At 61.7% G+C, this 22,965-nt stretch carries 25 protein-coding genes and 1 tRNA gene; 18 read left to right on the top strand and 8 right to left on the bottom strand.

Translation table 11 applies throughout. The features are described from left to right. Positions 1–4: 4 nt before the first annotated feature. Entirely contained in the window at positions 5–1,084 is a 1,080-nt protein-coding gene (locus ACZ5YV_RS10205) for an AI-2E family transporter (protein WP_464787517.1), read from the top strand. 51 nt (positions 1,085–1,135) lie between these two features. Here ACZ5YV_RS10205 and ACZ5YV_RS10210 read toward each other — a convergent pair whose 3' ends face one another. Then, positions 1,136–1,696, bottom strand: coding sequence for an FKBP-type peptidyl-prolyl cis-trans isomerase (locus tag ACZ5YV_RS10210; protein ID WP_464787518.1), 561 nt, complete (start codon positions 1,694–1,696; stop codon positions 1,136–1,138). A 75-nt stretch (positions 1,697–1,771) separates the two neighbouring features. After that, complete coding sequence (rpsU, locus tag ACZ5YV_RS10215) at positions 1,772–1,978, bottom strand: 30S ribosomal protein S21 (protein WP_004208618.1); 207 nt, start codon at positions 1,976–1,978, stop codon at positions 1,772–1,774. A gap of 222 nt (positions 1,979–2,200) precedes the next feature. Here rpsU and ACZ5YV_RS10220 point away from each other — a divergent pair, with 222 nt between their 5' ends. The 13 genes from ACZ5YV_RS10220 (at position 2,201) to ACZ5YV_RS10280 (ending at position 13,332) form a co-directional block, all read left to right on the top strand. Next, positions 2,201–2,959 (top strand): class II aldolase/adducin family protein, encoded by a 759-nt coding sequence (locus ACZ5YV_RS10220; protein ID WP_464787519.1) that lies wholly within the window; start codon positions 2,201–2,203, stop codon positions 2,957–2,959. Between the two features lie 68 nt (positions 2,960–3,027). Continuing rightward, positions 3,028–4,278 (top strand): putative DNA modification/repair radical SAM protein, encoded by a 1,251-nt coding sequence (locus ACZ5YV_RS10225; RefSeq protein WP_464787520.1) that lies wholly within the window; start codon positions 3,028–3,030, stop codon positions 4,276–4,278. Positions 4,279–4,355: 77 nt separating this feature from the next. Beyond that, positions 4,356–4,712: a hypothetical protein gene (locus tag ACZ5YV_RS10230; protein WP_443020046.1), complete on the top strand. Its 357-nt coding sequence runs from the start codon at positions 4,356–4,358 to the stop codon at positions 4,710–4,712. A gap of 60 nt (positions 4,713–4,772) precedes the next feature. Further along, positions 4,773–5,237, top strand: coding sequence for a hemerythrin domain-containing protein (locus ACZ5YV_RS10235; protein WP_464787521.1), 465 nt, complete (start codon positions 4,773–4,775; stop codon positions 5,235–5,237). Between the two features lie 6 nt (positions 5,238–5,243). After that, positions 5,244–6,644: a UdgX family uracil-DNA binding protein gene (locus ACZ5YV_RS10240; protein WP_464787522.1), complete on the top strand. Its 1,401-nt coding sequence runs from the start codon at positions 5,244–5,246 to the stop codon at positions 6,642–6,644. 69 nt (positions 6,645–6,713) lie between these two features. Further along, a complete protein-coding gene (locus ACZ5YV_RS10245) occupies positions 6,714–7,565 on the top strand; it encodes a D-amino-acid transaminase (RefSeq protein ID WP_464787523.1) in 852 nt (283 codons plus the stop codon). A 300-nt stretch (positions 7,566–7,865) separates the two neighbouring features. Then, positions 7,866–8,813: a MarR family transcriptional regulator gene (locus ACZ5YV_RS10250; protein ID WP_464787524.1), complete on the top strand. Its 948-nt coding sequence runs from the start codon at positions 7,866–7,868 to the stop codon at positions 8,811–8,813. Positions 8,814–8,895: 82 nt separating this feature from the next. Then, a tRNA-Val gene (locus ACZ5YV_RS10255) sits at positions 8,896–8,971 on the top strand. A gap of 69 nt (positions 8,972–9,040) precedes the next feature. Beyond that, positions 9,041–9,268, top strand: coding sequence for a zinc-finger domain-containing protein (locus ACZ5YV_RS10260; RefSeq protein WP_464789202.1), 228 nt, complete (start codon positions 9,041–9,043; stop codon positions 9,266–9,268). Between the two features lie 57 nt (positions 9,269–9,325). Beyond that, positions 9,326–10,768: a metalloprotease TldD gene (gene tldD, locus ACZ5YV_RS10265; RefSeq protein ID WP_464787525.1), complete on the top strand. Its 1,443-nt coding sequence runs from the start codon at positions 9,326–9,328 to the stop codon at positions 10,766–10,768. Positions 10,769–10,822: 54 nt separating this feature from the next. After that, complete coding sequence (locus ACZ5YV_RS10270; protein ID WP_464787526.1) at positions 10,823–11,398, top strand: DUF924 family protein; 576 nt, start codon at positions 10,823–10,825, stop codon at positions 11,396–11,398. A gap of 157 nt (positions 11,399–11,555) precedes the next feature. After that, a complete protein-coding gene (locus ACZ5YV_RS10275; RefSeq protein ID WP_196224712.1) occupies positions 11,556–11,894 on the top strand; it encodes a P-II family nitrogen regulator in 339 nt (112 codons plus the stop codon). A 13-nt stretch (positions 11,895–11,907) separates the two neighbouring features. Continuing rightward, on the top strand, positions 11,908–13,332 hold the full coding sequence (locus ACZ5YV_RS10280) for an ammonium transporter (protein ID WP_464787527.1): 1,425 nt from the start codon (positions 11,908–11,910) through the stop codon (positions 13,330–13,332). A 105-nt stretch (positions 13,333–13,437) separates the two neighbouring features. Here the strand turns inward: ACZ5YV_RS10280 and ACZ5YV_RS10285 are convergent, their stop codons facing one another. The 4 genes from ACZ5YV_RS10285 to crtY all read right to left on the bottom strand — a co-directional run bounded on the left by ACZ5YV_RS10285 (position 13,438) and on the right by crtY (position 17,643). After that, positions 13,438–14,337, bottom strand: a complete 900-nt coding sequence (locus tag ACZ5YV_RS10285; protein ID WP_464789203.1) for a phytoene/squalene synthase family protein — start codon at positions 14,335–14,337, stop codon at positions 13,438–13,440. 95 nt (positions 14,338–14,432) lie between these two features. Further along, positions 14,433–15,014, bottom strand: coding sequence for an LOG family protein (locus ACZ5YV_RS10290; RefSeq protein ID WP_464787528.1), 582 nt, complete (start codon positions 15,012–15,014; stop codon positions 14,433–14,435). Beyond that, positions 15,011–16,492 carry a phytoene desaturase gene (locus ACZ5YV_RS10295; protein ID WP_464787529.1) on the bottom strand — a complete coding sequence of 494 codons (1,482 nt, stop codon included), beginning with the start codon at positions 16,490–16,492 and terminating at the stop codon, positions 15,011–15,013. The genes ACZ5YV_RS10290 and ACZ5YV_RS10295 overlap by 4 nt, the downstream gene beginning before the upstream one ends. Beyond that, complete coding sequence (crtY, locus tag ACZ5YV_RS10300; protein WP_464787530.1) at positions 16,492–17,643, bottom strand: lycopene beta-cyclase CrtY; 1,152 nt, start codon at positions 17,641–17,643, stop codon at positions 16,492–16,494. The genes ACZ5YV_RS10295 and crtY overlap by 1 nt, the downstream gene beginning before the upstream one ends. Positions 17,644–17,734: 91 nt before the next feature. On the opposite strand from crtY, the gene ACZ5YV_RS10305 reads away from it, so the two are divergent. The 4 genes from ACZ5YV_RS10305 (at position 17,735) to ACZ5YV_RS10320 (ending at position 21,305) form a co-directional block, all read left to right on the top strand. Then, on the top strand, positions 17,735–18,007 hold the full coding sequence (locus ACZ5YV_RS10305) for a metal/formaldehyde-sensitive transcriptional repressor (RefSeq protein WP_196224718.1): 273 nt from the start codon (positions 17,735–17,737) through the stop codon (positions 18,005–18,007). Beyond that, the gene (dmeF, locus tag ACZ5YV_RS10310; RefSeq protein WP_464787531.1) at positions 18,004–19,029 is read left to right on the top strand and encodes a CDF family Co(II)/Ni(II) efflux transporter DmeF; all 1,026 of its coding nucleotides are present in this window, start codon (positions 18,004–18,006) and stop codon (positions 19,027–19,029) included. Before ACZ5YV_RS10305 ends, dmeF begins: the two co-directional genes overlap by 4 nt. 145 nt (positions 19,030–19,174) lie before the next feature. After that, positions 19,175–19,630: a hypothetical protein gene (locus tag ACZ5YV_RS10315; RefSeq protein ID WP_464787532.1), complete on the top strand. Its 456-nt coding sequence runs from the start codon at positions 19,175–19,177 to the stop codon at positions 19,628–19,630. A gap of 247 nt (positions 19,631–19,877) precedes the next feature. Then, positions 19,878–21,305 carry a porin gene (locus ACZ5YV_RS10320; RefSeq protein ID WP_464787533.1) on the top strand — a complete coding sequence of 476 codons (1,428 nt, stop codon included), beginning with the start codon at positions 19,878–19,880 and terminating at the stop codon, positions 21,303–21,305. 14 nt (positions 21,306–21,319) lie between these two features. On the opposite strand, the gene ACZ5YV_RS10325 is transcribed toward ACZ5YV_RS10320, so the two are convergent. Then, the gene (locus tag ACZ5YV_RS10325) at positions 21,320–22,513 is read right to left on the bottom strand and encodes a BaiN/RdsA family NAD(P)/FAD-dependent oxidoreductase (protein ID WP_464787534.1); all 1,194 of its coding nucleotides are present in this window, start codon (positions 22,511–22,513) and stop codon (positions 21,320–21,322) included. Between the two features lie 2 nt (positions 22,514–22,515). Continuing rightward, entirely contained in the window at positions 22,516–22,944 is a 429-nt protein-coding gene (locus ACZ5YV_RS10330; RefSeq protein WP_464787535.1) for a protein tyrosine phosphatase family protein, read from the bottom strand. Between the last annotated feature and the right edge of the window lie 21 nt (positions 22,945–22,965).

A 22,965-nucleotide genomic window follows, 5' to 3' on the forward strand; every position in this document is an offset into this window, starting at 1 on the left:
CTGATTGAGCGGGAAACATGTCCACATTGAGCAACCGGGTCCAAGTGAACTGCGAAGCCCGCTCGTTCAGCATGAGATAAAACGCGCGGGCGTGTGGATCGCTATGGCGGTCGCCGTCGCACTGCTGGCCTTGGTCGCGCAACCGATCATGCTCATCCTTGGAGCGCTGGTCCTGACCAGTATGATGGACGGCGGCACGCGGCTACTCGGCCGAGTGTTGCCGATCGGCCGAGGCTGGCGCCTTACGATCGTGCTCCTCTCCGCCCTGCTGTTCCTGGCTTATACATTTTACCTGACAGGCGCGAGTTTGGCCGCGCAAGCGCAGGCCATGCGCACGATCGTGGAGACTCAGGTCACCCGCATCGGTGGCTGGATGCAGCAAATGGGCGTGACGACGACACCCAATGATTTCAAGAGCCTGGCGACGCAGGCTTTCAATTCAATCGGTCGGGTCACTGCGGCGGTCGGCACCCTCATGGGCGCCGTGACCAGCGGCGTAATGATGCTGGTGCTGGCGATTTTCATTGCGGTGGAGCCGCGTCTCTACGAGCGGGGCGTCGCATGGATGCTGCCCATGAGCAGCCGTTTAAGCTTCTACAATGTCGTCGACAGGATGGGTTGGACACTGCGGCGTTTGATGTTCGGCCGACTGATCGGCATGGCGGTCGAGGGCGTTGGGACTTGGCTGCTGCTGCTCGCAGGGGGTGTCCCAATGGCTGGCCTGCTGGGTATCCTGACCGGGCTGTTTGCTTTTCTGCCGAACATCGGGTCGATCATATCGGGCGTATTGATCGTGCTCGTCGGATTTTCGGCGGGGGTAGATTCCGGAATCTATACCTTTTTCGTATATCTCGTAGTGCAGATCGTCGATGGTTACCTGATCGTTCCCATGGTGGCGAAGCGGGCAACCGACCTTGCCCCCGCGCTGGTCCTGGCTGCGCAGATATTGTTCGGCGCACTGTTCGGAATAATGGGCCTGTTCCTGGCCGACCCGATCGTGGCGATGATCAAAGTATATCTGGAGGAACGATCCAAGGCGATAAACGATGGCCCAGAACCAAAGGGGATCGTCGTCACCGAATAGAAAAATGGTCCGAAAACCGGACCCTTCTATTCTCTACATTCGGCGATGCGATCAGCGGCCGGGAAGCGGCGAAGGAGCCGCGCCCTGCTGCATCATCTGCTGCATCCGCATGATGTCTGCCTTCGATTTGAAATCGTGCAGTTGAACATCGAAGACCAGCACGGAATTGGCGGGGATAGGTCCAGCCGCCTGCTCGCCATAGCCAAGCTGCGGCGGAATCCACAGACGGTACTTGCCGCCCTTCTTCATCTTCTGCAGACCTTCGGAAAAGCCCGGCACAACGCCATCGACCGGCATCGCGGTCTGGGCATTTTCGTCGAAGACAGTGCCGTCGAGCAAAGTGCCCTTATATCCCACCAGCGCTACGTCCGCTGCGGTGGGGCTGGGACCAGTGCCCTCTTCCAGAACCTTGTACTGGAGGCCCGATTCGGTCGTGACCACACCTTCTTCCCCAGCATTCCGGGCAAGGTAGCTGGCAGGCGAAGGCTCGACCCCGCGCTGCCCGGCCCAAGCCAAGCCACCCGCGGCGATCGCCACGGCGGCAACACCGATCCAGAGACGCGTCAGCGACCCCTTGGCGATGGGACGAAGGGGAACAGCGGTCGTGGACATGGACCTAAGCCTCGCAGATGCGGATGATCAGCAGAAAGAGGCGGAGATACCGCCGCCCCTTAGGAAACGAGCGTCTTAACGAACGCCGTCACGCTCAGCGCGCTTGCGCTCCAGCTTGCGCGCGCGGCGAACCGCGGCGGCCTTTTCACGGGCGCGCTTTTCGGAGGGCTTTTCATAGTGACGGCGCAGCTTCATCTCGCGATACACGCCCTCACGCTGCAGCTTCTTCTTGAGCGCGCGCAAGGCCTGGTCGACATTGTTGTCGCGAACGATGATTTGCATAATCCAGTCAAACTCCAGTCGAAAACGGGCGGTTCGTCAGGAAACTAACCCTTCCCGACGGGCCTACCGAAAGTAATAGCGATGAGTCGTCGCAGGGCAGCCTGCGCCGTGTGGGGCGCGCCCTACCAGCAGAGTCGGCCAAATTCAACCCCAAAGCCGTTTCGCTCGACAGCAGCGCCGCCGGGGAGGATAGTTACGGCGACAGGGCAAAGGAGGACCGCCATGGCAACCGCCATTTCCGCTGATGACATGCCCATCGAAGAATGGAAAGCGCGCCAGCAACTTGCTGCATGCTACCGCATATTTGACCACATGGGATGGTCAGAACTTATCTACAATCATATCACCCTGCGCGTGCCCGATGACGACAGCGCGTTCCTGATCAACCCGTTCGGCTTGCTTTATTCCGAGGTGACGGCGTCCAACCTCGTCAAGATCGACATTGACGGACATATATTGGACGGCAGTCCTTACCCGGTCAACCGTGCCGGTTTTACCCAGCACAGCGTCTTCCACCGCCACCTACCCGACGCCCACTGCGTCATTCATACGCACACCACCGCCGCCATGGCGGTCAGCGCGACAAAGGAGGGGCTGCGTCCGACCAATTTCTATGCCGCCGCCTTTGCCGGGCGCATCGCCTATCACGATTTTGAAGGCATCACTCTGCGCCCTGAAGAAGGCGAGAGGCTGGTCGCCAATCTTGGTGACCGGCGGTTGATGATATTGCGCAACCACGGCACCCTGGTCATGGCAGACACCCTCCCCAAAGCCTTCCTCATGCATTGGATGCTTCAACGCGCCTGCGAGATACAGGTAGCGACGGGTTCGGCAGGCACCCCGATCGACATTCCGGACGAAGTGATTGCCGTACATCAACGCGATATCAGCGGCGTGCAGTTGCCGGTCGGGCCGGGCGTTCCTGATTTTGAGGCAATGGTTCGGTTGATCGATCGGATCGATCCAGGATGGAAAAACTGATGTCCAACTGAACGCGTTTCGCAATCTGGATCAAGGACAGGCGATGAAAAAGAACATACCATGAACTCATGACCGCCCTTTCGATTCCGCAGAAGCTGAAAATCCTCGCCGACGCGGCGAAATATGATGCTTCATGCGCATCATCGGGGACGAAGAAGCGCGATAGTTTGTCAGGGCAGAAGGGCGGTTTGGGTTCGACCGAAGGCATGGGCATCTGCCATGCCTACGCACCTGACGGGCGATGCATATCGCTGCTCAAGATTTTGCTGACAAACAGCTGCATCTTTGATTGCCATTATTGCATCAATCGCCGGTCGAGCGACGTTCGCCGGGCGCGCTTCACGGTTGGCGAAGTGGTCGAACTGACCCTTAGTTTTTACCGGCGCAATTATATCGAGGGACTTTTCCTGTCCTCCGGCATCATACGATCGCCTGACTATACGATGGAGCAGCTGGTGGGCGTTGCGCGAGCTCTGCGGGAAGAGCATGATTTTCGCGGTTATATTCATCTCAAGACAATTCCTGATGCCGATCCGGAACTGACGCATCAGGCGGGTCTTTTCGCTGACCGACTGTCGATCAATGTCGAGATGCCGACCGAGCAGGGGCTTCGGCGACTGGCGCCCGAAAAGGATGGAGCACGGATCGAAGGCGCGATGAGCGGACTGCGCACAGCTATCGAATACACGCGCGATGCCAGAAAGCGCTACCGCCACGCGCCGCGATTCGCCCCTGCGGGACAATCTACGCAGATGATCATAGGCGCCGATGGTGCTGATGACCGTGCAATCATCCGGCGGGCGCGGTCTCTATATGACCGCCATGCTCTGCGACGGGTCTATTACAGCGCCTTTTCGCCCATTCCCTCGCCCAGTAGCGTCCTTCCGTTAAAGCGCCCTCCACTGCTGCGCGAACACCGCCTGTATCAGTCGGACTGGATGATGCGCTTTTATGGCTTTTCAGTGGCTGATCTTGAGCAAGCGACCGACCCCGCAACGGGGCATTTGCCCCTCGACATTGATCCCAAGCTGGCCTGGGCCTTGCGGCACCGGGCCATATTCCCGGTAGACGTGAACCGCGCCCCGCGGGAGATGTTGCTGCGAGTCCCAGGCCTGGGGGTGAAGGCCGTCGATCGCATATTGGCGAGCCGCAGGGTCCGGCGCCTTCGGCTGGACGATGTTGCGCGGGTGACAAATTCGATTACCAAGCTGCGGCCCTTTTTGGTCGCCAGCGATTGGCGCCCGGTCCACCTGACGGACAAGGCCGACCTTCAACGGCAGCTCACCCCTCCCCCTTCGCAACTGGAGCTTTTCGACTGATGGTAGGTTTTCCCTGTTGATAAGTGCCGCGCTTCGTGATTTCTTGCGATTTAATAAAAATCGAGGGGAAGGCGCTGGTGGCAACGGCATTCAACAAGGATTCGGCACGATCTCATGGCGGGCGGTATGCCAAGCGCATGAGCAGCCATCTGGCGATTGCGCTTGTTGTTTTCTGCCTTCTTCAAATTGGCATCGTCGCCAGGATGGGCGGCTCGCTGGTGCTGCACCTCGCCCTGATCATCGCAATCGGCGGCTTTGCAATGGTGGCGAGGGACATGGAACGCCGGTGGGAATTACTGGATGAAAGCGGCCTGTCGATGTCAGGCCTGGACCTCCGCTTTCGCAGGGATGTCGCGCAGGTGTGGCTGACGAGCATCGCCAGCAGCCTGCTGTGGATACCGGTTGCCATCATCTTCCATTTCCTGTTCGGCTGAACCAGCGGACCCAAAGCTCCTCGCCTTTCGTTGTGCCCTCTAAATCAAGAGGAGCACATCATGGCCAATGCCACGATTTTCGACAAACTGAAGCAAGATCACGACGCCCATCGCCAACTGTTTGAGAAAATGGCGGACGCGAAGGACGATAATGATCGGCTGAAGAAGCTGTTCGAGCAGTTCCGTGTGGAAGTCACCGCACATGCGGCCGCGGAGGAAGAAACGTTATATGCAACGATGCTCGCCCGTCCAGACCTGCGCGAAGATGCACAGCATAGCGTAGCCGAGCATAAGGAAATCGACGATTATTTGGAGGAGTTGCAGGAGCGGCCCTTTAACGGCCCCGGATGGCGGGAAACCTTCGCTAATCTGAAGAAGCGCTATCTCCACCATATCGAGGAGGAGGAAGAGGAAATGTTTCCCGATGCGGCAGCGGAGTTGACGGACGAGGAGGAACTGAAGCTCGCCGCCACCTTTGCCCGGCGCAAGCCCGCCGAACTGGAGCGAGCGGAATCGTCGGATTGATCTCTCATGTATCAGGTGCTGCTGAGCAGGCCGGATGATTTCGACGGGTGGCGCGATGCCGCCCGTCGCTTCGCTCTCGAGGGTGTACCTGCTCAGGATATTGATTGGCAGGTCGAAGGAGAAGCCGGGTCGCTGTTGGCCTTCGATCCGCCGCCTTCGGAAAATGGCGGTGGAGCGTTTTCAGTGCCGCGCGCCTTTCTGGAATTGGCCGAAAGCGCAATACTGCATCGGGATGGAGAGCGCTTCGCCTTGCTCTACGCCCTTTTGATCAAAGTGCGGCAAATCCCCGCACGCCTGGACGATAAAGCCGATCCCCTGGTCCGCCGTGTCGAGATGCTGGCAAAAGCGGTTCGGCGCGACATGCATAAGATGCGCGCCTTTGTCAGATTCCGCGAAATGCAGGATGATGACGGAGCCCGATTCGTCGCCTGGTTCGAGCCTGATCATCATATCGTCCGCGCGAATGCAGGGTTTTTCGTGCGGCGTTTCGCCTCAATGCACTGGTCGATCCTGACGCCCGAACTCAGCATCCATTGGGATGGCGAAAGGTTGGAAGAAAGTCCCGGCGCTTCAAAGGCAGATACGCCGGGCGGCGACCCGGTCGAGGAAATCTGGAAAAGCTATTATGCTGCGACATTCAACCCCGCCCGGCTCAAGCAGCGGGCCATGCTGTCCGAGATGCCCAAGAAATACTGGCGCAACCTGCCGGAGGCGGCGCTCATCCCCGACCTTGTTGCCGGGGCACAGGCACGGGAAGCGGCCATGATCGCCACTCCTCCCAAAATCCCTGCCCGCGCCAGCAACGCGCCTGCTGCCTGGACCAGATTGCGAGAGGAGGCGATAGGCTGCACTCGCTGCCCCCTTTATCGCGACGCCACCCAGACTGTGTTCGGCGAAGGCCCCATCGATGCCCCCCTCGTTTTCGTGGGGGAACAGCCGGGCGATCAGGAAGACATTGTCGGGCGCCCCTTCGTAGGCCCGGCGGGCCAGTTGCTCGACCAAGCGTTAGAGGAGGCCCGGATCGATCGCGCGAGCGTCTATGTCACGAACGCCGTCAAGCATTTCAAGCATGAGCGGCGGGGCAAAAGGCGCATCCACCAGACACCTGACACGCCCGAGATCGCTGCCTGCCGCTGGTGGCTGGATCAGGAATTGGACCTCATTCGCCCGCGCGTCGTCGTCGCTCTGGGCGCAACTGCCGCGCGTGCCATATTGGGCAAGGCCGTGACGATCAGCCGCACGCGAGGCGGGCCGATTCCGCTTGAGAATGGCACCGAGGCTTGGGTGACCGTGCACCCCAGTTTCCTGTTGCGCGTTCCCGATGAAGCGCGAAAGGCGACCGAGCGAGCCCGCTTTGTCGAAGATTTGCGAGAGATAGGAGAGCGGGTAAAGACGCTGAGCCGCTGATCATTGCTTGACCGACGATCCTGCCCCGGCAACATCTCGGATGTTCATGCCGGAGGATTTTAGAGCTTCATGTCCATCGCCTATCTCAATGGCCAGTTCTTCCCGCTCGCCGAAGCGCGCGTTTCGGTGCTGGATCGCGGGTTTCTGTTCGCCGAGGCTGTTTATGAGGTGACGGCCGTCATGGACGGGAGGCTGATCGACAGCGCTTCGCACTTGGTGCGGCTTGAACGTTCGGCGACCGCGATAGGGCTTAGCCTTCCCCTCTCCCTTGCCGAGATTGAAGCGGTGCAGAAGGAACTGGCGGCGCGCAATGACCTTGATGAGGGCTTGATCTATCTGCAACTGACGCGGGGCGCTGATGCAGGGCGCGACTTCCTGCCATCGTCGGCTTTGCGGCCAACGCTTGTCATGTTCACGCAGGCCAAGCGCTTTCTCGCTTCTCCCGCTGTGCAGAACGGCATTGCGGTTGTCACGACACCCGACCTGCGGTGGGCGCGGCGCGACATCAAGAGTGTCGGCCTACTGGCTCAAGCGATGGCAAAACAGATTGCGGCCGAAGCGGGCGCACAGGAAGCCTGGATGGTGGAGGACGGCTTCATCACCGAAGGCGCCTCTTCCACCGCCTTTCTGGTTATGGACGAAGGCATCATCACCCGCCCTTATTCACAAGCTGTGCTTGCCGGATGCACCGGCGCCGCGTTGACCGCTCTGGCCGAAGAAAGCGGCCTCAATGTTGTCCATCGCCCCTTTTCCGTGGCGGAAGCGAAGGAAGCCCGCGAAGCCTTCATCACCAGTGCATCGACGCTCTGCCAGGCGGTCGTGCGTATCGACGGGACCAAGATCGGCGATGGCACTCCCGGCCCGGTCGCCACCCGGCTACGCCAGCTCTACATCGATTTCGCACGCCGGACGGCGGTCTGAAGCAACAAGTGGGGATAACAACATCCATTTTGGATGTGTCGCCTCTCCTCCATCGCCTCCCGCCATTTCGGCGAAAAGCCCAACCATTTTGGCGACGACGAGGGCCGAGGCTCATGAAATCAGGCAGGCAGCGGTATTATCGCTCAATGAAGGGAAGCTGGCATGTCCGATCCGGAGGAAAGAGCAGGCGCGCCGCCGCGATATTGCGATAGGTTCGGAACAAAGCAGGGACAGGAGTAACAGGTGGAAATGGATCGCCCCCGGACTGAATTTGGATCCAGCAGCAAGGAAATCTATGGGATGAGAGACCCTCGCGCGGGACTCCTCATTCTGGCTGACGACGTCTTTCTCGACGATATCGCAGGACTTGCAGAGGCCGCCCAGTTCCGGCTCCTCGATATCGTGCCGCTGGATCAAGCGATGCTACGCCTCGACATGCAGGTGGGGTGCGACGTCATCCTGCTCTTCTGCACAAACCCCTCCGCAGTGCTCGAGCGATTGCTGGTGCAGGTGGAGACGCTGGCGGTTCAGAATGACATGTCCGTCATCCTGGTTGCCGGTCTCGACACGATCGACCTTGCCTTCGCCTGCATGCGGAGCGACCGAACGCAACTGCTTTGCACGCCGGATCACACCGACCTCGCCGCCGCCTTGCTGACTGCCGGGGGAACGACGCCGCAGCGCACGGTTCATGAGGTCAATCAGGAAAGCGAGGGCGTCCGCCTGCAACAGCTGAGCGAAGAGGTCAGCCGCCTTGCGCGGACTCTCGAGGCGCTGACATCGCGACCGCGCCACGCGACCCCGTCCTTCGCATTGGGTCCCCGCATTTCGGATAGGGCAAGCGATTATATCGGCATGCCGACTGTGGAGACGATAGGTAATCAGCCAACCGCTGCTGACGAAGCGGCGCTGGGTGCCGCGCAGGTGCGGGACATGCTGCGCGCGCGGCGGCTGCGCGAGGATTTCCTGCCCGGCGAACTGTTTGCCGATCCCGCATGGGACATGCTGCTCGATCTGCTGGCCGCGCGTCTGGAGCAGGAGCGCGTGTCCGTTTCCAGCCTGTGCATTGCGTCGGCAGTGCCGCCCACCACGGCGCTGCGCTGGATTCGGACGCTGACAGACAAGGGCATCGTGCATCGGCAGGCCGATCCGCATGATGGCCGCCGTGTGTTCATCGCCCTTGCGGAAGAGACGGCCCAAGCCCTGACACGCTGGTTCATGGCCAGCCGCCGTTTTCTTTGTGCGTGACTCGTTGATCATCAACGCTTGACCCGCGCGCTGATTGGCCTAGATAGGCGCGCTCCGGCTGCACTGGCATGGATGCGGTATCGGGCGATTAGCTCAGTTGGTAGAGCGTCTCGTTTACACCGAGAATGTCGGCGGTTCGAGCCCGTCATCGCCCACCACCCCTTATGCTGCGAGAAAGCCGTGCCGGATATTGCGGTGCGATGGAGCCGCTGCTAATCGACGCCATCATGATACAGCCGCCTGAAATTCTTCGAGTCACCAAAGCCCGCGTCTCATGCGACGGGTCAGGCGACATTCCCGCCGCTCTGGGTCACCCGCGCGTGTTCCTGGAGATTGATGAACATGGCTATGTCGATTGCGGTTATTGCGACAGGCGCTTCGTCCTGATTGGCGGTCCTGCGGATACACCGGAAGTTGCGGGCCTGCCTGACATCTCGTCCGGCGCGAGCATCTAAAGAGGCGCCCTTCGAATTTGATTGGGCTTGGGCTGTGTCGCTCCTATATCGGGCGGCATGACTGACATCGCTTCCCAGTTCACCGATGCGCGCGGCCTTCTCTACCGGCCGGGCTTGCTTGATCCCGATGGCGCGCAGCGGCTGACGGCGCAGGCGCTCGCCAATTGTGATGATGGCGAACTTTATCTGCAATATCGGGCCAGCGAGAGTTTCGGGTTCGACGATGGAAGGCTGAAGACCGCCGACTATTCGACCGATGCGGGCTTTGGCCTGCGCGGCGTGTCGGGCGAGATGACGGGCTTTGCCCATGCCAATGATATCAGCGAAGCAGCGATCCGCCGGGCGGCCGAAACGCTGACCTTGTTGGACCCGGCCAAGGGCCAACCCGCTCCGCCGCCGCAGCGGACCAACCGCCATCTCTATACAGACGCGAATCCTCTGGACATCGTCCCGTTCGCCGAGAAGGTGACGCTATGCGCTGCCATCGATGCGGCGGCGCGAGCTCGTGATCCTCGCGTAGCGCAGGTTTCGGTCAGTCTGGCCGGGAGCTGGTCGGTCGTGGAAATCGTCCGGGCCGATGGCTTTACCGCTACTGACGTCCGGCCGCTGGTGCGTCTGAACGTCTCGCTGATCCTTGAAGAAAACGGCCGCCGTGAAACCGGCAGTTTCGGTATTGGTGGGCGCTATCTTTACGATCAGGTGATGGATGCCGCGATATGGAACCGGGCCATCGACGAGGCACTGGCTCAGGCGAGAGTGAACATGCGATCCGTCGCTGCGCCTGCGGGCGAAATGACGGTTCTGCTCGGTCCTGGCTGGCCCGGCGTACTGGTGCATGAGGCGATCGGCCATGGCCTTGAGGGTGATTTCAACCGCAAGGGCACCAGCGCTTTTTCAGGACGGATCGGCGAGCGTGTCGCAGCACCTGGGGTCACAGTGGTGGATGACGGATCGATCCTCAGCCGCCGTGGATCGCTCTCGATCGATGACGAAGGCACGCCTACCAAGGAGAATGTCCTTATCGAGAATGGCATCCTTAAAGGCTATATGCAGGATCGCCTCAACGCCCGGCTTATGGGCGTTGAGCCCACGGGCAACGGGCGTCGCGAAAGCTATGCCCATGCGCCGATGCCCCGCATGACCAACACGTTTATCAAAGGCGGTCATGATGACCCGGAGGAATTGCTGTCCCGCATGGGTTCCGGCATTTTCGCCAAGAGTTTTGGCGGAGGCCAGGTCGACATCGTCTCAGGCAAATTCGTCTTTTCCTGCACCGAGGCCTACAAGGTCGAGAATGGAAAGCTGGGCGACCCAATCAAGGGTGCGACGCTGATAGGCGATGGACCGACGGCCCTCACCAAGGTGATCGGCATCGGTAATGACTGGGCTCTGGATGAAGGCGTCGGCATGTGCGGTAAGGGTGGACAGAGCATTCCAGCGGGCGTTGGGCAGCCGACCCTGCTGATCGAAGGGCTAACGGTCGGCGGCACGGCGACCTGATATCCTGGCGCCGTGGGCTGCGGAACCTGCGGCCCACTGCTTCTTTTTCCTTGTATGAACATGCTTACGGATAGCCATGACGCCGTGACCGCCGATTGGGCGGCTGCCCTGCTGGACTTCTGGTTCAATCAGGTTGGGGAAGAGGGCTGGTGGAAGCATGACCCAAGGCTGGACCAACAGTGCGCGGCGCGCTTTTGTCAGTTGTGGGAAGAAAAAGGGACTTTACTGGCCGAAACATTCCTTGATCGGGCTGACGACGCATTGGCGGCAGTCCTGTTATTCGATCAATTGCCGCGTAATATGTTTCGCGGCACCGCCGAGGCTTTTAAAACTGACGAACTCGCTCGAACCGTCGCGCGCGGCGCAATTGCCCATGGCTATGACATCCAGATTGGCGGCGCGGGCCGCAGGTTTTTCTACATGCCGTTCCAGCATAGCGAGGATATCGAAGATCAGAAGCTGTCGCTGAGCCTGTTCGAGGCAGCAGGCGATGCGCGGTCCTTGGAATATGCCCGGCAGCATCATGACGTGATCGCCCGTTTCGGCCGATTCCCGCATCGAAACGCTGCGGTCGGGCGGCCGACTTTGCCGGAGGAAAAAGACGCCGTCCGTATAACGGCCAACTGGTAGGGAAACGCTGCCCAATTTTTGGGCAGCCTAGGCAGACTGCCCAATTTTTTGGCGGACAGCGCATAAGGCCAATTTAAAAAGCCCGCTTTTGAACGGCGCTGATCAATTGGCACGCCTCTTGCTGGAATGTCGCCGCACACCATTAACAGGGGGCGACATGAAACTTGTCATGGCTATCATCAAGCCGTTCAAGCTTGACGATGTCCGCGAGGCACTCTCCTCGCTAGGCATCGCCGGCATGACGGTGTCCGAGGTGAAGGGCTTCGGCCGCCAAAAGGGGCAAACCGAAATCTACCGGGGCGCCGAATATTCGACGAACATGGTTCCGAAAATCAAGATTGAGGTCGTCTGCGATGACGATCTTGCACCGCGCGTAGTCGAAGCGGTCCAGGCGGCTGCCAATTCCGGCGCGATCGGCGATGGCAAGATCTTCGTTCTTGATGTCGGTCAGGCCGTGCGCATCCGCACCGGCGAGACCGGCGAAACCGCGCTGTAAGAAGGGGGGAATAATGACCTTTTCCAAGAAATTCTGCGGCGTGATGGGGGCGGCTGCGCTGACCCTTCTCGCAGCCGCACCGGCGCTCGCCGCGCCGATAAAGGCGCCAGACGCCGCTGCAATGGCCAGCATGGTCAACAAGGGCGACGTCGCCTGGATGCTGATCTCGGCCGCGCTGGTGCTGATGATGTCGATTCCGGGCCTTGCCCTGTTCTATGGCGGCCTGGTCCGCACCAAGAACATGCTGAGCATCCTGATGCAGGTGTTCACGATCGTTTCCGTGGCGGGCCTGGTCTGGACCTGCTGGGGCTATTCAATTGCCTTCACCTCGGGTGGCGACAATCATTTCTTCGGCGGTCTTTCCAAGGCGTTCCTGATGGGCGTCGATGGCACAACCTCGGCCGCGACGTTCAGCAACAACGTCTATCTGCCCGAATTCGTGTTCGTCGTCTTCCAGATGACCTTCGCCATGATCACCCCGGCGCTGATCGTCGGTGCGTTCGCGGAGCGCGTGAAATTCTCCTCGCTGATCGTGTTCGTCGTGCTGTGGCTGACCTTCATCTACTTCCCGATGGCGCACATGGTCTGGTATTGGGCTGGCCCGGACTTCCTGGCTGACGCTCCGACCGACTATGGCATGCTCTGGGGCTGGGGCGCGCTCGACTTCGCGGGCGGCACCGTGGTGCACATCAACGCGGGTATCGCGGGCCTTGTCGGCGCCATCATGATCGGCAAGCGCGTCGGCTTCCCCAAGGAACCCATGCCGCCGCACTCGCTGACCATGACCATGATCGGCGCGAGCCTGCTGTGGGTCGGCTGGTTCGGCTTCAACGCCGGTTCCAACCTGGAAGCCAATGCCGTCACCGGCGTCGCCTTCATCAACACCATGGTCGCCACCTGTGCGGCAGCGGTCAGCTGGTCGCTGGTCGAACAGGTCCACCACGGCAAGGCTTCGCTGCTCGGCGCAGTCACGGGCGCTGTCGCTGGCCTCGTCGCCATCACCCCGGCTGCGGGCTTCGCGGCTCCCATGACCTCCATCGTGCTCGGCTTCGCCGTCTCCCCGATCTGCTACATCTTCGTGGCTTTCGTGAAGGGCAAGGTCGGCTATGACGACAGCCTGGACGTGTTCGGCGTGCACTGCATCGGCGGCATCGTCGGCGCGATCGCGACCGGCATCGTCGCGGCTCCTTCGCTCGGCGGCCAGGGCGTGTTCGACTACACCGTCTTCCCGGCGGCCTTCCACCCGGAAGCCTACAGCATCCCGGGCCAGGTCTGGATCCAGATCAAGGCGGTGGTGTTCACCCTGCTCTTCTCGGGCATCGGCAGCGCGATCCTCTACTTCATCATCGACAAGACCATGGGTCTGCGGCCGAGCCGCGATGCGGAGATGGAAGGTCTGGATCTCGCGAGCCACGGCGAGCGCGCCTACAACTACTGAGACTTCGGCAGGGCGGGCCGGAAAGAACGGCCCGCCCGCCACACGATGTTCCTCCTGCGAACACGCCTCGGGACCGGTACGAAAGTATCGGTCCTTTTTTTGATATCAGGTCTTTGGTCGGGTCCAAAGATGTGCCGGTCGGGGCGTCGATAAAGGCCAGCGGCGAGATCGGGCCACGGTCTGCAACGCCGCCCGGAACACCCAGCCCAGTTTTTCGCTCTTCGGCGTCACCACGCGATCGTCCCAGGCATGACCGCCCCGCCGATCCACTTCCCGAGCGATATCGCCATAAATGCCCGCGGCGGCCAGAACCGCCCAGGCGGAGCGGCTCGGCAAGGCGCCGGTGCCATGCCGCGCGCTCGCCTCATAATCCGCAGCCAGCCCGGCGAGACGCCGCGCCAATATCACTAGCTGCGGACGGAAGCCTGACTCCATATGCCTGCCCGAAGGAATGTGCATCTCCGCCAGCCATTGTTGGGGCAGGTAACAGCGTCCCGCCGCCTGATCCTCACCGATGTCGCGAGCAATGTTGGCGAGCTGAAACGCCAAGCCGAGATCGCACGCGCGATCCAGCGTAGCCTCATCCGCCGGGTCCACCCCCATCAGCACCGCCATCATGCAGCCGACGGCTCCGGCGACGTGATAGCAATAGCGCAGAATGTCCGCTTCGCTCTGAGGTCGCCAATCTTCAGCATCAAGCGCGAAACCTTCGATCAGGTCATGCGCATAGCGGGCCGGGATGGCGCATTCGCGCCTCACCACGCCAAAGCCGTCGAAGGCGGGATCGCCCGTGGGCTCACCACGCAAGGCAGCATCGGTCAGTGCCCTCATATTGGCAAGACGCGCCTGCCCATCGGCCACCCCTCTCATTACGCCACCATGATCCTGCCCGTCGGCGATGTCGTCGCACTTGCGGCACCATGCATAGAGAAGCCAAGCACGCTCACGCGTTTGCCGGTCGAACAGCTTCGATGCCAATGCGAAGGATTTGGAACCCCGGGCGATACTTTCGCGGGCATGGGCGACGAGGGCGGTCCGATCGAGAATGTTCACACTGCGGTCATGCCCGGCACCGATGGTCGCCGCAAGGGTGGCACGAATTACAGCCTGTCGGCCTTCATCGAAAAGATCGGCTCGTGCGCCTTATAAGCTGCCATTTTGTCGAGCAGCGCCTCAATCGAGTCGGCATGGATCAGGATGTCGGCATGTTGCGGGCGGATGAAGCCGGTGTCGATCATATGCCGGTTGAAGGCGATGAGCTGGTCATAGAAGCCAGATGCATTCAGCAAGCCAACGGGCTTGGCGTGATAACCAAGTTGCGCCCAGCTGATCGCCTCCCATAACTCGTCCATGGTGCCAACGCCGCCGGGCAGCGTGATGAAGCCGTCAGACAGGTCGGTGAAGAGTGCCTTGCGCTGATGCATGGTCTGGACGACATGAAGCTCGGTGCAGCCCTGATGCGCGACCTCCGCCCGTACCAGGGCTTCGGGAATGACGCCGATCACCTCGCCTCCCGCCTCGAGCGCGGCATCGGCAACCGCGCCCATTAAACCCAGCCGTCCGCCGCCATAGACGACCCCAATGCCGCGCCCAGCAAGCGTGTGGCCAACTTGGCGAGCGGATTCCACATAGACCGGATCAGCAGGCAAAGCCGATCCGCAATAGACGGCCAGCCGCTTCACAGTAGGTCTTCGAGCATCAGCGCGGCGGTCGCCTTCGCACTGCCCACGACGCCAGGGATGCCCGCCCCCGGATGAGTACCAGCGCCAGTGAGATAGAGATTCGGGATCACGTCATCGCGGTTATGGGCGCGGAACCAGGCGCTTTGCGTCAATAAGGGTTCAAGGCTGAAGGCGCTGCCCAGATGCGCGGACAGGTCGCTCTGGAAATCGGGCGGCGCATAGTGGAACTGCGTGATGATGCGAGAGCGGATGTCGGGGATAAGGCGATGTTCGATCTCGTCAAGGATGCGCTCCGCATAGACCGGGCCAAACTGCTGCCAATCGATCGGCAACTTGCCCATGTGGGGCACCGGAGCGAGCGCATAGAAAGTCGAATGACCATCGGGCGCCATTGACGGATCGGTGACGGTCGGGTGGTGCAGGTAGAGCGAGAAATCCTGTGGCAGCACGCCGTGATCATAGATGTCGGTCAGCAACCCTTCATAGCGGGGACCGAACAGGATCATATGGTGGGGAATGCCCGGCCAGCTGCCCTTGATACCGAAATGAAGCACGAAAAGGCTTGGGGACCAGCGCTTTCTAGCGAGGCTCTCCGCCTGTTTCAGCCCCCTTGGATGATGGCCGAGAAGGTCCCGATAGCTGTGCATGAGGTCGCCGTTCGTGGCGACCGCATCGGCCTCCCCCCGCCATCCCGACGCGGTCGAAACCGCAACCGCGCGGTCGCCGTGGGTCTCGATACGCACGGCCGGGTCGGCGAGGCGCAGCGTACCGCCAAGCCGCTCAAAATGCGTTGCCATACCCTGCACGAGGCGGTTCGTGCCGCCCTTGGCGAACCAGACGCCGCCATCCTTTTCCAGCTTGTGGATCAGCGCATAGATCGCGCTGGTCTGCATCGGATTGCCGCCGACCAGAAGCGTGTGGAAGGACAGCGCCTGCCGCAGTCTTTCGTCCTTCACATAGGAAGAGACGATCGAATAGACCGAGCGCCATGCCTGATGCTTCGCCAGTGCTGGGGCAGCGCGGATCATGGAAGCGAAGTCGAGAAAAGCCACCGAGCCGAGCTTGCGATAGCCTTCCTCATACACGCCGTCAGCATAGTCGAGAAAACGCTGATACCCAGCGACATCCTGCGGGTTCAGCTTTGCGATTTGCGCCCGCAGGCTGTTTTCGTCGTTGGAATAGTCGAAATTGGTGCCGTCGCGCCAGTTCAGCCGGTAAAAGGGGGTGACGGGCACCAGGCTGACATCTTCCGCCATGTCATGGCCGGACAGGCGCCAGAGTTCTGCAAGACAATCGGGATCGGTGATGACGGTGGGGCCTGCGTCGAAGACGAAGCCGTCCTTCTCCCACATATAGGCGCGGCCCCCTGGACGGTCCCGCGCTTCCACCAGCGTCGTGTCGATGCCCGCCGATTGCAGACGGATCGCAAGAGCAAGGCCGCCAAAGCCTGCCCCGATAACTATCGATTTGCGGTTCATCAGGCGGAGGGGGTCAACAATGCGCGCATGGCGCTCCTTATGGGCACCGGCGGGCGTCCACACAAGATGCGGATGCGATCGGCCCAGGTCGATCGGCCCGCATAGAAGCGACCGACCAGATGGGGATTGAGCCGATAGAAACGCTCGAACACGCGCCATCGCTGGTTCGGCCGGGCAGCGCGGAAGAGCATCTTACCGAGCAGCAGGTAATAGCCGCCAGCACGCCAATGCGCCGCAGCGCGGGCGCGGGTCGCGGTGGCCAGATCTTCGAGCGGCTGATCGGCGAGCCAGAGGGCGGTGGCTACGGCGTCGGGGAGCGAATAGCCGGTCATCGGGTGGAACAGTGCGGCGCGAACGCCTGCACGGGCAATGTCATCCTCCGCGGGCCAGAAGCGATCGAAGTCGCCGCCATGGACCACGGGAAGGACGCCGCTTTCCTGATGGATGATCTGTTCGACCTGCCAGCCTTGATCTTCCGCGTAGGCGGCAATCCGGCTGGTGAGCGCCGGGGCATCGAGCGCAGGATCGTCGCTGTAATAGGTGTCCTCGACGAATATGGTGTGATCATCGAAGGGGAGTAGATAGATAAAGCGATAGCCGTCGATCTGGGCGACGGTCGCGTCCATGATCACCGGGCGCTCCAGGCCGTGGGGGTGATTAAGGCGGAGGACCTGTCCGACGAACTTTTGCCAACCGCACTCCAGCGCCGCCATATCCCCGCCGCCGCGCGTATCGAGGACGGCGCGGGCCTGGATAGGGCGGCCGTCGCCAAGGGTGACGCTGGTCGGCGTGATGTGGGCGACGTCGGCGTTGAGCAGGACGCGATCGCCGAGCAATTGGTTGGCGTGGGCGTCAAGCTGAGCGGAGGCGATGCTGTTATAGGCGGTGGGCAGGCGGCGCTGGTAGGCGGGGAAGCGGACCTCGTGGCCTTGGGGCCAGCGGTGGGTGATGAGCGGATCGACCAGCCAGCGATCGGGGGGGCGGACATCGCCGTCGAAGAAGGACCAGAGATGGTTGCCGCCCAGCGAAGAGCCGCGTTCGATCAGGAGCAGGTCGGTGTCGGGGCGGAGTCGGGCGAAGGCTAGTGCAATGAGGGTGCCGGAAAGGCCGCCGCCCAGAATCGCTAGGTCGCAGTCGAACGTCTTGGCCATGCTGTCCTGTTAGGGAGGGCGAATTCATGAAGCAATTGGCGAAAAGAACGGGGTTTGACGAAAATGCCCATATAGGATAGGGGGGTATCCTATGCACGTGATCGAAAACAGGGACAAGCTGCTGGCGCGGGTGCGGCGCATCGCGGGGCAGGTCGGCGCGATCGAGCGGCAGCTGGGCGGGGACGCGGGCTGTTCGGAGACGTTGCAGCTGGTCGCGTCGGTGCGCGGCGCAGTCGGCAGCCTGATGGAAGAACTGATCGAGCAGCATATGCGCGACCATGTCGCCCGCCCCGGCCTGACCGATGAGGAGCGGCAGGCGGCGGCGGAAGAAATGCTGGAGCTGATCCGGCGGTATGGGAAATGACGATGCACGGCCACAGCCACGATCATGACGCAGCAAAGGCCCAAAGCGGGGCGCTGCCCCCCTTCCCCACAAATGGCGATGAGGAAGAAAGCCATTATTTCGACCATATTTACCTGAGCGCAGGCCATGACCAAAATGCCCGGCGGACGATGTGGGTCGTCTGGCTGACCGCCGTCACGATGGTGGTCGAGATCGCCTTTGGCTGGATCACCGGGTCGATGGCCCTGCTGGCCGACGGATTCCACATGGCCACCCACGCGGGCGCGCTGGCCGTGGCGGCGGCGGCCTATGGTTATGCGCGGCGCCATGCCCGCAACCCGCGCTTTACCTTTGGCACGGGGAAGGTCGGCGACCTTTCGGGCTTTGCATCCGCCCTGCTGCTGGGCGTGACGGCGCTGTTCATCCTGGTCGAATCGGTGCTGCGCTTCTTTGAGCCGGTATCGGTGAAGTTTGGCGAGGCGACATTGGTCGCGGTCATTGGCCTAGCCATCAACCTGATCAGCGCGCTGCTGCTGGGGCATGACCATAGCCATGATCACCACGGTCATGATCATGGCCATGAGCACGCCGCAGGCCATGGAGCGGATCACGATCATGGACATGACCATAAAAAGGGTCATGCCGACAATAATCTGCGCGCCGCCTATGTGCATGTGCTGACCGACGCGCTGACGTCCGTGCTGGCGATCGCGGCGCTGCTCGCCGGACGCTATATGGGCTGGTGGTGGCTCGACCCGGCAGTGGGCATATTGGGCGCGGTGGTGATCGCGCGTTGGGCCTGGGGGTTGATGAAGGACACATCGGCCATCCTGCTCGACACCGCCGAACCGGCGTTGATGAAGCGGATCAAGGCGCTGGTGGAGGCAGAGGGCGCGATCATCCATGACCTGCATGTCTGGCGGATCGGGCCGCATGCCCATGCCGCGATCATCAGCCTGGCCCCGGGCGGCGATGTTGGCGCTGTGCGGCAGCGGGTGCGCGCGCTGCCCCGCATGGAGCATGTCACGGTCGAGTGCGGTTGAACGCAAGTCTCGTTTCCATTCAGGCTGAACGGAATTGCCTTTGCGACCAGTGCCCTGTTGCTGAACGGCAAGTGACGGGCATGTTCAGGAAACACTCATCAGCGGCCTAGCATATGGGTCCGATAAGGATCAGTGGAGGCCTGTCATGTTGACCAAGTTCATCATTTCCCTTTCCGTTGCCAGTGCGGCCATTGCAGGCGTCGCAGCCTCGCCCGCCTTCGCGCAAAGCAGCTATCGCTATAGCGAACGCTATGATGGGGACGACGGCAGCTATTATCGCAGCGAAACCTATCAGCGGGACGATCGGGATTATGATCGCGGCTACCGCTATCGCGACTATGATCGTCGGCCGGTGGAATATCGGGAATATCGCGAAGACCATTATCGTGAGGCGCCCCGCCGCTATCGGGCGCGGGCCTATGATGATGGCTGTTCGTCCGGGACGACGGGCGCGGTGGTCGGCGGCGTGCTGGGCGGATTGCTCGGCCGGGAGATTGGCCGTGGCGGACGGTGGAACCGGCCGAGCACGACTGGCCTGATCCTGGGTGCTGGCGCGGGCGCGTTGGCGGGCCGCGAGGTTGAACGCGGGGATTGCCGGTAAGATGAGCGGGCGGCGTGTCGCGGGAGTGATGCGCCGCTTTTTTTGTCTGACCTGGCGGGCTTGCACGGTTGTTCGGCTTGGGGCGCGAGATCCCAGCGTTCGCTGGGATGACGGCTAGAAAAATGCGTCAGTGGCTCGCTGTCATGTAAGCGAAAGATATTTGTCACTGAATTGTCACTGAAAAATCATAATCCGCCTGTCGATCGAGACAGGGGAAATTTTCGTGACAGGTTCCAAGATGAAAAGCATGGCTCTTGCCGTGAGCCTGCTGGCGTTGATGCCGGAAGTGGCGCAGGCGCAGAGCAATGAAGCGTTGCAGCGCCAGATCGACGAGTTGAAGGCGCAGGTTCAGGCGCTGACAAATGCGCTTGCCGCCAACAAGGGAAGTGCCGAGGTCGCCAGCGCGAATGCATCAGCCGCGCCTGCTCCGGCCACGGGTTCGGCGACGGCCCCCGCCCCTGTTCTGGCTGCGGCTCCAACCCAGCCGGTCGTCACGCAGGCGTCCGCGTCCGGGCAGAAGTCGAAGGCCTGGTATGAGCGGCTATCGCTGCGCGGCTATACCCAGATGCGTTACAACGCGTTCCTGTCGGGGGATGACACGGCACCGGCGGGCGAGTCCCGCCTGCGTTCGGTGCATGACAGTTCGATCTCGGATAAGGGGAGCTTCTCGCTGCGCCGGGCGCGGCTGGTTGTTCAGGGCGATATTTCTGATCGCGTCTCGCTCTATCTTCAGTCGGATTTCGCTACGGCGGTGAACAATCAGGCGGGCAGCGAGCGGCGCGAGGGCTTTGTTCAATTGCGCGATGCCTATGCCGATGTTTTTCTGGATAAGGCCAAGAGCTTTCGCCTGCGATTTGGCCAGTCCAAGGTGCCCTATGGTTGGGAGAATATGCAATCCTCCTCCAATCGCCTGACGCTGGACCGGAGCGACGCGATCAACAGCGCGGTGCCGAGCGAGCGCGACCTGGGGATCGTCGGCTATTATACGCCGCCTTCGGTGCAGAAAATCTGGGACCGGCTGGGGCATGACGGCCAGAAGCTGTTCGGCAATTATGGCGCGTTCGGGCTGGGCGTCTTCAATGGTCAGGGGACGAACCGGACAGAGCAGAATCGCGGGCTGATGAAGGTCGCCTTTGCCACCTGGCCGTTCGAGCTTGATGGGCTGGGCGGCATGTTCGAAGATCAGGTTTTCGAAATCGGCGGGTCGGCGATGATGAACGATGTGCAGCCCGAAGTGCGCAGCGGCGGCGTCAGCGCCATTGCCTATGATGATGATCGTGTCGGCATCCATGCGATGCTTTATCCCCAGCCCTTCGGCATTCAGGCCGAATGGAATTGGGGCAAGGGTCCTGAATTCGATCGGATCAGCCAGTCGATCGAGACGAAGAAGCTGAACGGCGGCTATGTCCAGATGATGTATCGCGTTCCCACCGATACGGTCGGCGTGTTGATGCCTTACGGACGGTGGCAGCATTATCGTGGCGGATGGAAGGCCGGGACCAACGCGCCTCGGCTGGAAACCGACGAGTTCGAGCTGGGCATCGAATGGCAGCCGTGGAAGGCACTGGAGTTCACCTTTGCCTATGCCCGCATGAAGCGAGCCGAGGCGGATGAGCGCCGCACGGGCCGGGCGTCGGGTGATTTGATCCGTACGCAGGTGCAGTGGAATTATTGATGAGGCGCGGGCGGTCAGGCTTCGCCGATCGCCTGTCCTGCCGCCCAGCCGCTGGCCCATGCCCATTGAAAATTATAGCCGCCTAGCCAGCCGGTGACATCGACCGCTTCGCCGATGGCATAAAGGCCGGGCATGCGGCGCGCCTCCATCGTGCGGGAGGAGAGTTCGGCGGTCGAGATGCCGCCGACGGTGACTTCGGCCTTGGCAAAGCCTTCGGTGCCGTTGGGGATGAAGGACCAGGCGGCAAGACGGCGCTGCGCATCTTCCAGCTTGCGGTCGGCTATGTTGCCAAGGTCGCCCGGCAGCGCGAGGCGATCGGCAAGGGCATCTGCAAGGCGGGCTGGCAGATCGGTGCGCAGCAGGGTGACGAGCGAGGCGCGTGGCTTGCCGCGCTTGGCTTCCGTCAGCCAGTTGGCGGGCATGTCGGGCAGGAAGTCGATCGTGACTTCGCTGCCATGACGCCAATAGGAGGAGATTTGCAGGATCGCCGGACCGGACAAGCCACGATGGGTGAGGAGCGCGGCTTCGCGGAAGGCCGTCTTGCCATGGCGGGCGATCACGGGCGCCGAAACGCCGGAAAGTTCGCGGAACAGCATGTCCTCGCCGCCGAGGGTGAGCGGGACGAGCGCGGGGCGCGGCTCGACGACCTTCAGGCCGAACTGCCGGGCTAGATCATAAGCAAAGCCGGTTGCGCCCAATTTGGGGATGGAGGGACCGCCGGTTGCGATCACCAGCGCGGGTGCCTGCGCGGTCTTGCCGCCATGGGGTACGCTAAACCGGCCATCGGCATGGGTGATGGGGTCGAGAGCATGGCCGAGGCGGATGGTGACGCCGCCTGCCTCACATTCGGCAAGCAGCATCGCCACGATCTGGCGCGCGGACTGGTCGCAGAAGAGTTGGCCCAGCGTCTTTTCATGCCAGGCGATGCCGTGGCGATCGACCAGCGCGACAAAATCCGTCGCCGTATAGCGGCCCAGCGCGGACTTGGCGAAATGGGGATTGGCCGAGAGGTAGCGATCCGGCGCGGTGTCGATGTTGGTGAAATTGCAGCGGCCGCCACCCGAGATCAGGATTTTTTTCCCCGGCTGATCGGCATGGTCGAGGACGAGGATGCGCTTGCCGCGCTGCCCGGCCGCCGCCGCGCACATGAGGCCCGCTCCGCCAGCGCCGAGGACGATGGCGTCAAATTGATCGACTGTGGTGGACAAGATCAGCCCGCGGAGAGCGCGTCCATGATCTGGCGGATCGGGGTGAGGTCATAGCCTGCCGCTTCCGCCTTTTCGCTCAAGGCGGCGGGGTGATCGCCAGCGCGGGCGCGGGTCAGTGCCCAAAGGAGCGTGCTGCGGGTGCCGGAGCGGCAATAGGCCAGGACCTTGCCTTCGCCTGCTTGGCCCAGTGCCTCGGCCATCCCGTCCAACTGCCAGGGGGCGAAGCCGCCGTGGGCGACGGGGACGGCGGCGTAGGCGAGGCCTGCGGCCTTTGCGGCGGCTTCGATTTCCGCGCCGTTGGTCTGGCCCGGTTCCTCATCATCGGGGCGGTTGTTGATGATGACGGTCACGCCCAAGGCCTTGGCTTCCTCGACCTGATCCACGCTGATCTGGGGGGAGACGTAGAGGTTGGGGGTGATCTGACGGAACATGGGGCGGGACTCCTTCTGCCG

The sequence above is a fragment of the Sphingobium sp. TomTYG46 genome (genome assembly GCF_055396345.1).

Coding starts and splice junctions, on each gene's coding strand:
- ACZ5YV_RS10260 (WP_464789202.1), top strand. CDS start 9,041: ATGATACAGCCGCCTGAAATTCTTCGAGTCACCAAAGCCCGCGTCTCA.
- ACZ5YV_RS10210 (WP_464787518.1), bottom strand. CDS start 1,696: ATGTCCACGACCGCTGTTCCCCTTCGTCCCATCGCCAAGGGGTCGCTG.
- ACZ5YV_RS10250 (WP_464787524.1), top strand. CDS start 7,866: ATGAGAGACCCTCGCGCGGGACTCCTCATTCTGGCTGACGACGTCTTT.
- ACZ5YV_RS10320 (WP_464787533.1), top strand. CDS start 19,878: ATGGCTCTTGCCGTGAGCCTGCTGGCGTTGATGCCGGAAGTGGCGCAG.
- ACZ5YV_RS10240 (WP_464787522.1), top strand. CDS start 5,244: ATGTATCAGGTGCTGCTGAGCAGGCCGGATGATTTCGACGGGTGGCGC.
- ACZ5YV_RS10280 (WP_464787527.1), top strand. CDS start 11,908: ATGACCTTTTCCAAGAAATTCTGCGGCGTGATGGGGGCGGCTGCGCTG.
- ACZ5YV_RS10225 (WP_464787520.1), top strand. CDS start 3,028: ATGACCGCCCTTTCGATTCCGCAGAAGCTGAAAATCCTCGCCGACGCG.
- ACZ5YV_RS10220 (WP_464787519.1), top strand. CDS start 2,201: ATGGCAACCGCCATTTCCGCTGATGACATGCCCATCGAAGAATGGAAA.
- ACZ5YV_RS10270 (WP_464787526.1), top strand. CDS start 10,823: ATGAACATGCTTACGGATAGCCATGACGCCGTGACCGCCGATTGGGCG.
- tldD (WP_464787525.1), top strand. CDS start 9,326: ATGACTGACATCGCTTCCCAGTTCACCGATGCGCGCGGCCTTCTCTAC.
- ACZ5YV_RS10305 (WP_196224718.1), top strand. CDS start 17,735: ATGCACGTGATCGAAAACAGGGACAAGCTGCTGGCGCGGGTGCGGCGC.
- ACZ5YV_RS10235 (WP_464787521.1), top strand. CDS start 4,773: ATGGCCAATGCCACGATTTTCGACAAACTGAAGCAAGATCACGACGCC.
- ACZ5YV_RS10330 (WP_464787535.1), bottom strand. CDS start 22,944: ATGTTCCGTCAGATCACCCCCAACCTCTACGTCTCCCCCCAGATCAGC.
- crtY (WP_464787530.1), bottom strand. CDS start 17,643: ATGGCCAAGACGTTCGACTGCGACCTAGCGATTCTGGGCGGCGGCCTT.
- ACZ5YV_RS10295 (WP_464787529.1), bottom strand. CDS start 16,492: ATGAACCGCAAATCGATAGTTATCGGGGCAGGCTTTGGCGGCCTTGCT.
- ACZ5YV_RS10245 (WP_464787523.1), top strand. CDS start 6,714: ATGTCCATCGCCTATCTCAATGGCCAGTTCTTCCCGCTCGCCGAAGCG.
- rpsU (WP_004208618.1), bottom strand. CDS start 1,978: ATGCAAATCATCGTTCGCGACAACAATGTCGACCAGGCCTTGCGCGCG.
- ACZ5YV_RS10315 (WP_464787532.1), top strand. CDS start 19,175: ATGTTGACCAAGTTCATCATTTCCCTTTCCGTTGCCAGTGCGGCCATT.
- ACZ5YV_RS10275 (WP_196224712.1), top strand. CDS start 11,556: ATGAAACTTGTCATGGCTATCATCAAGCCGTTCAAGCTTGACGATGTC.
- dmeF (WP_464787531.1), top strand. CDS start 18,004: ATGACGATGCACGGCCACAGCCACGATCATGACGCAGCAAAGGCCCAA.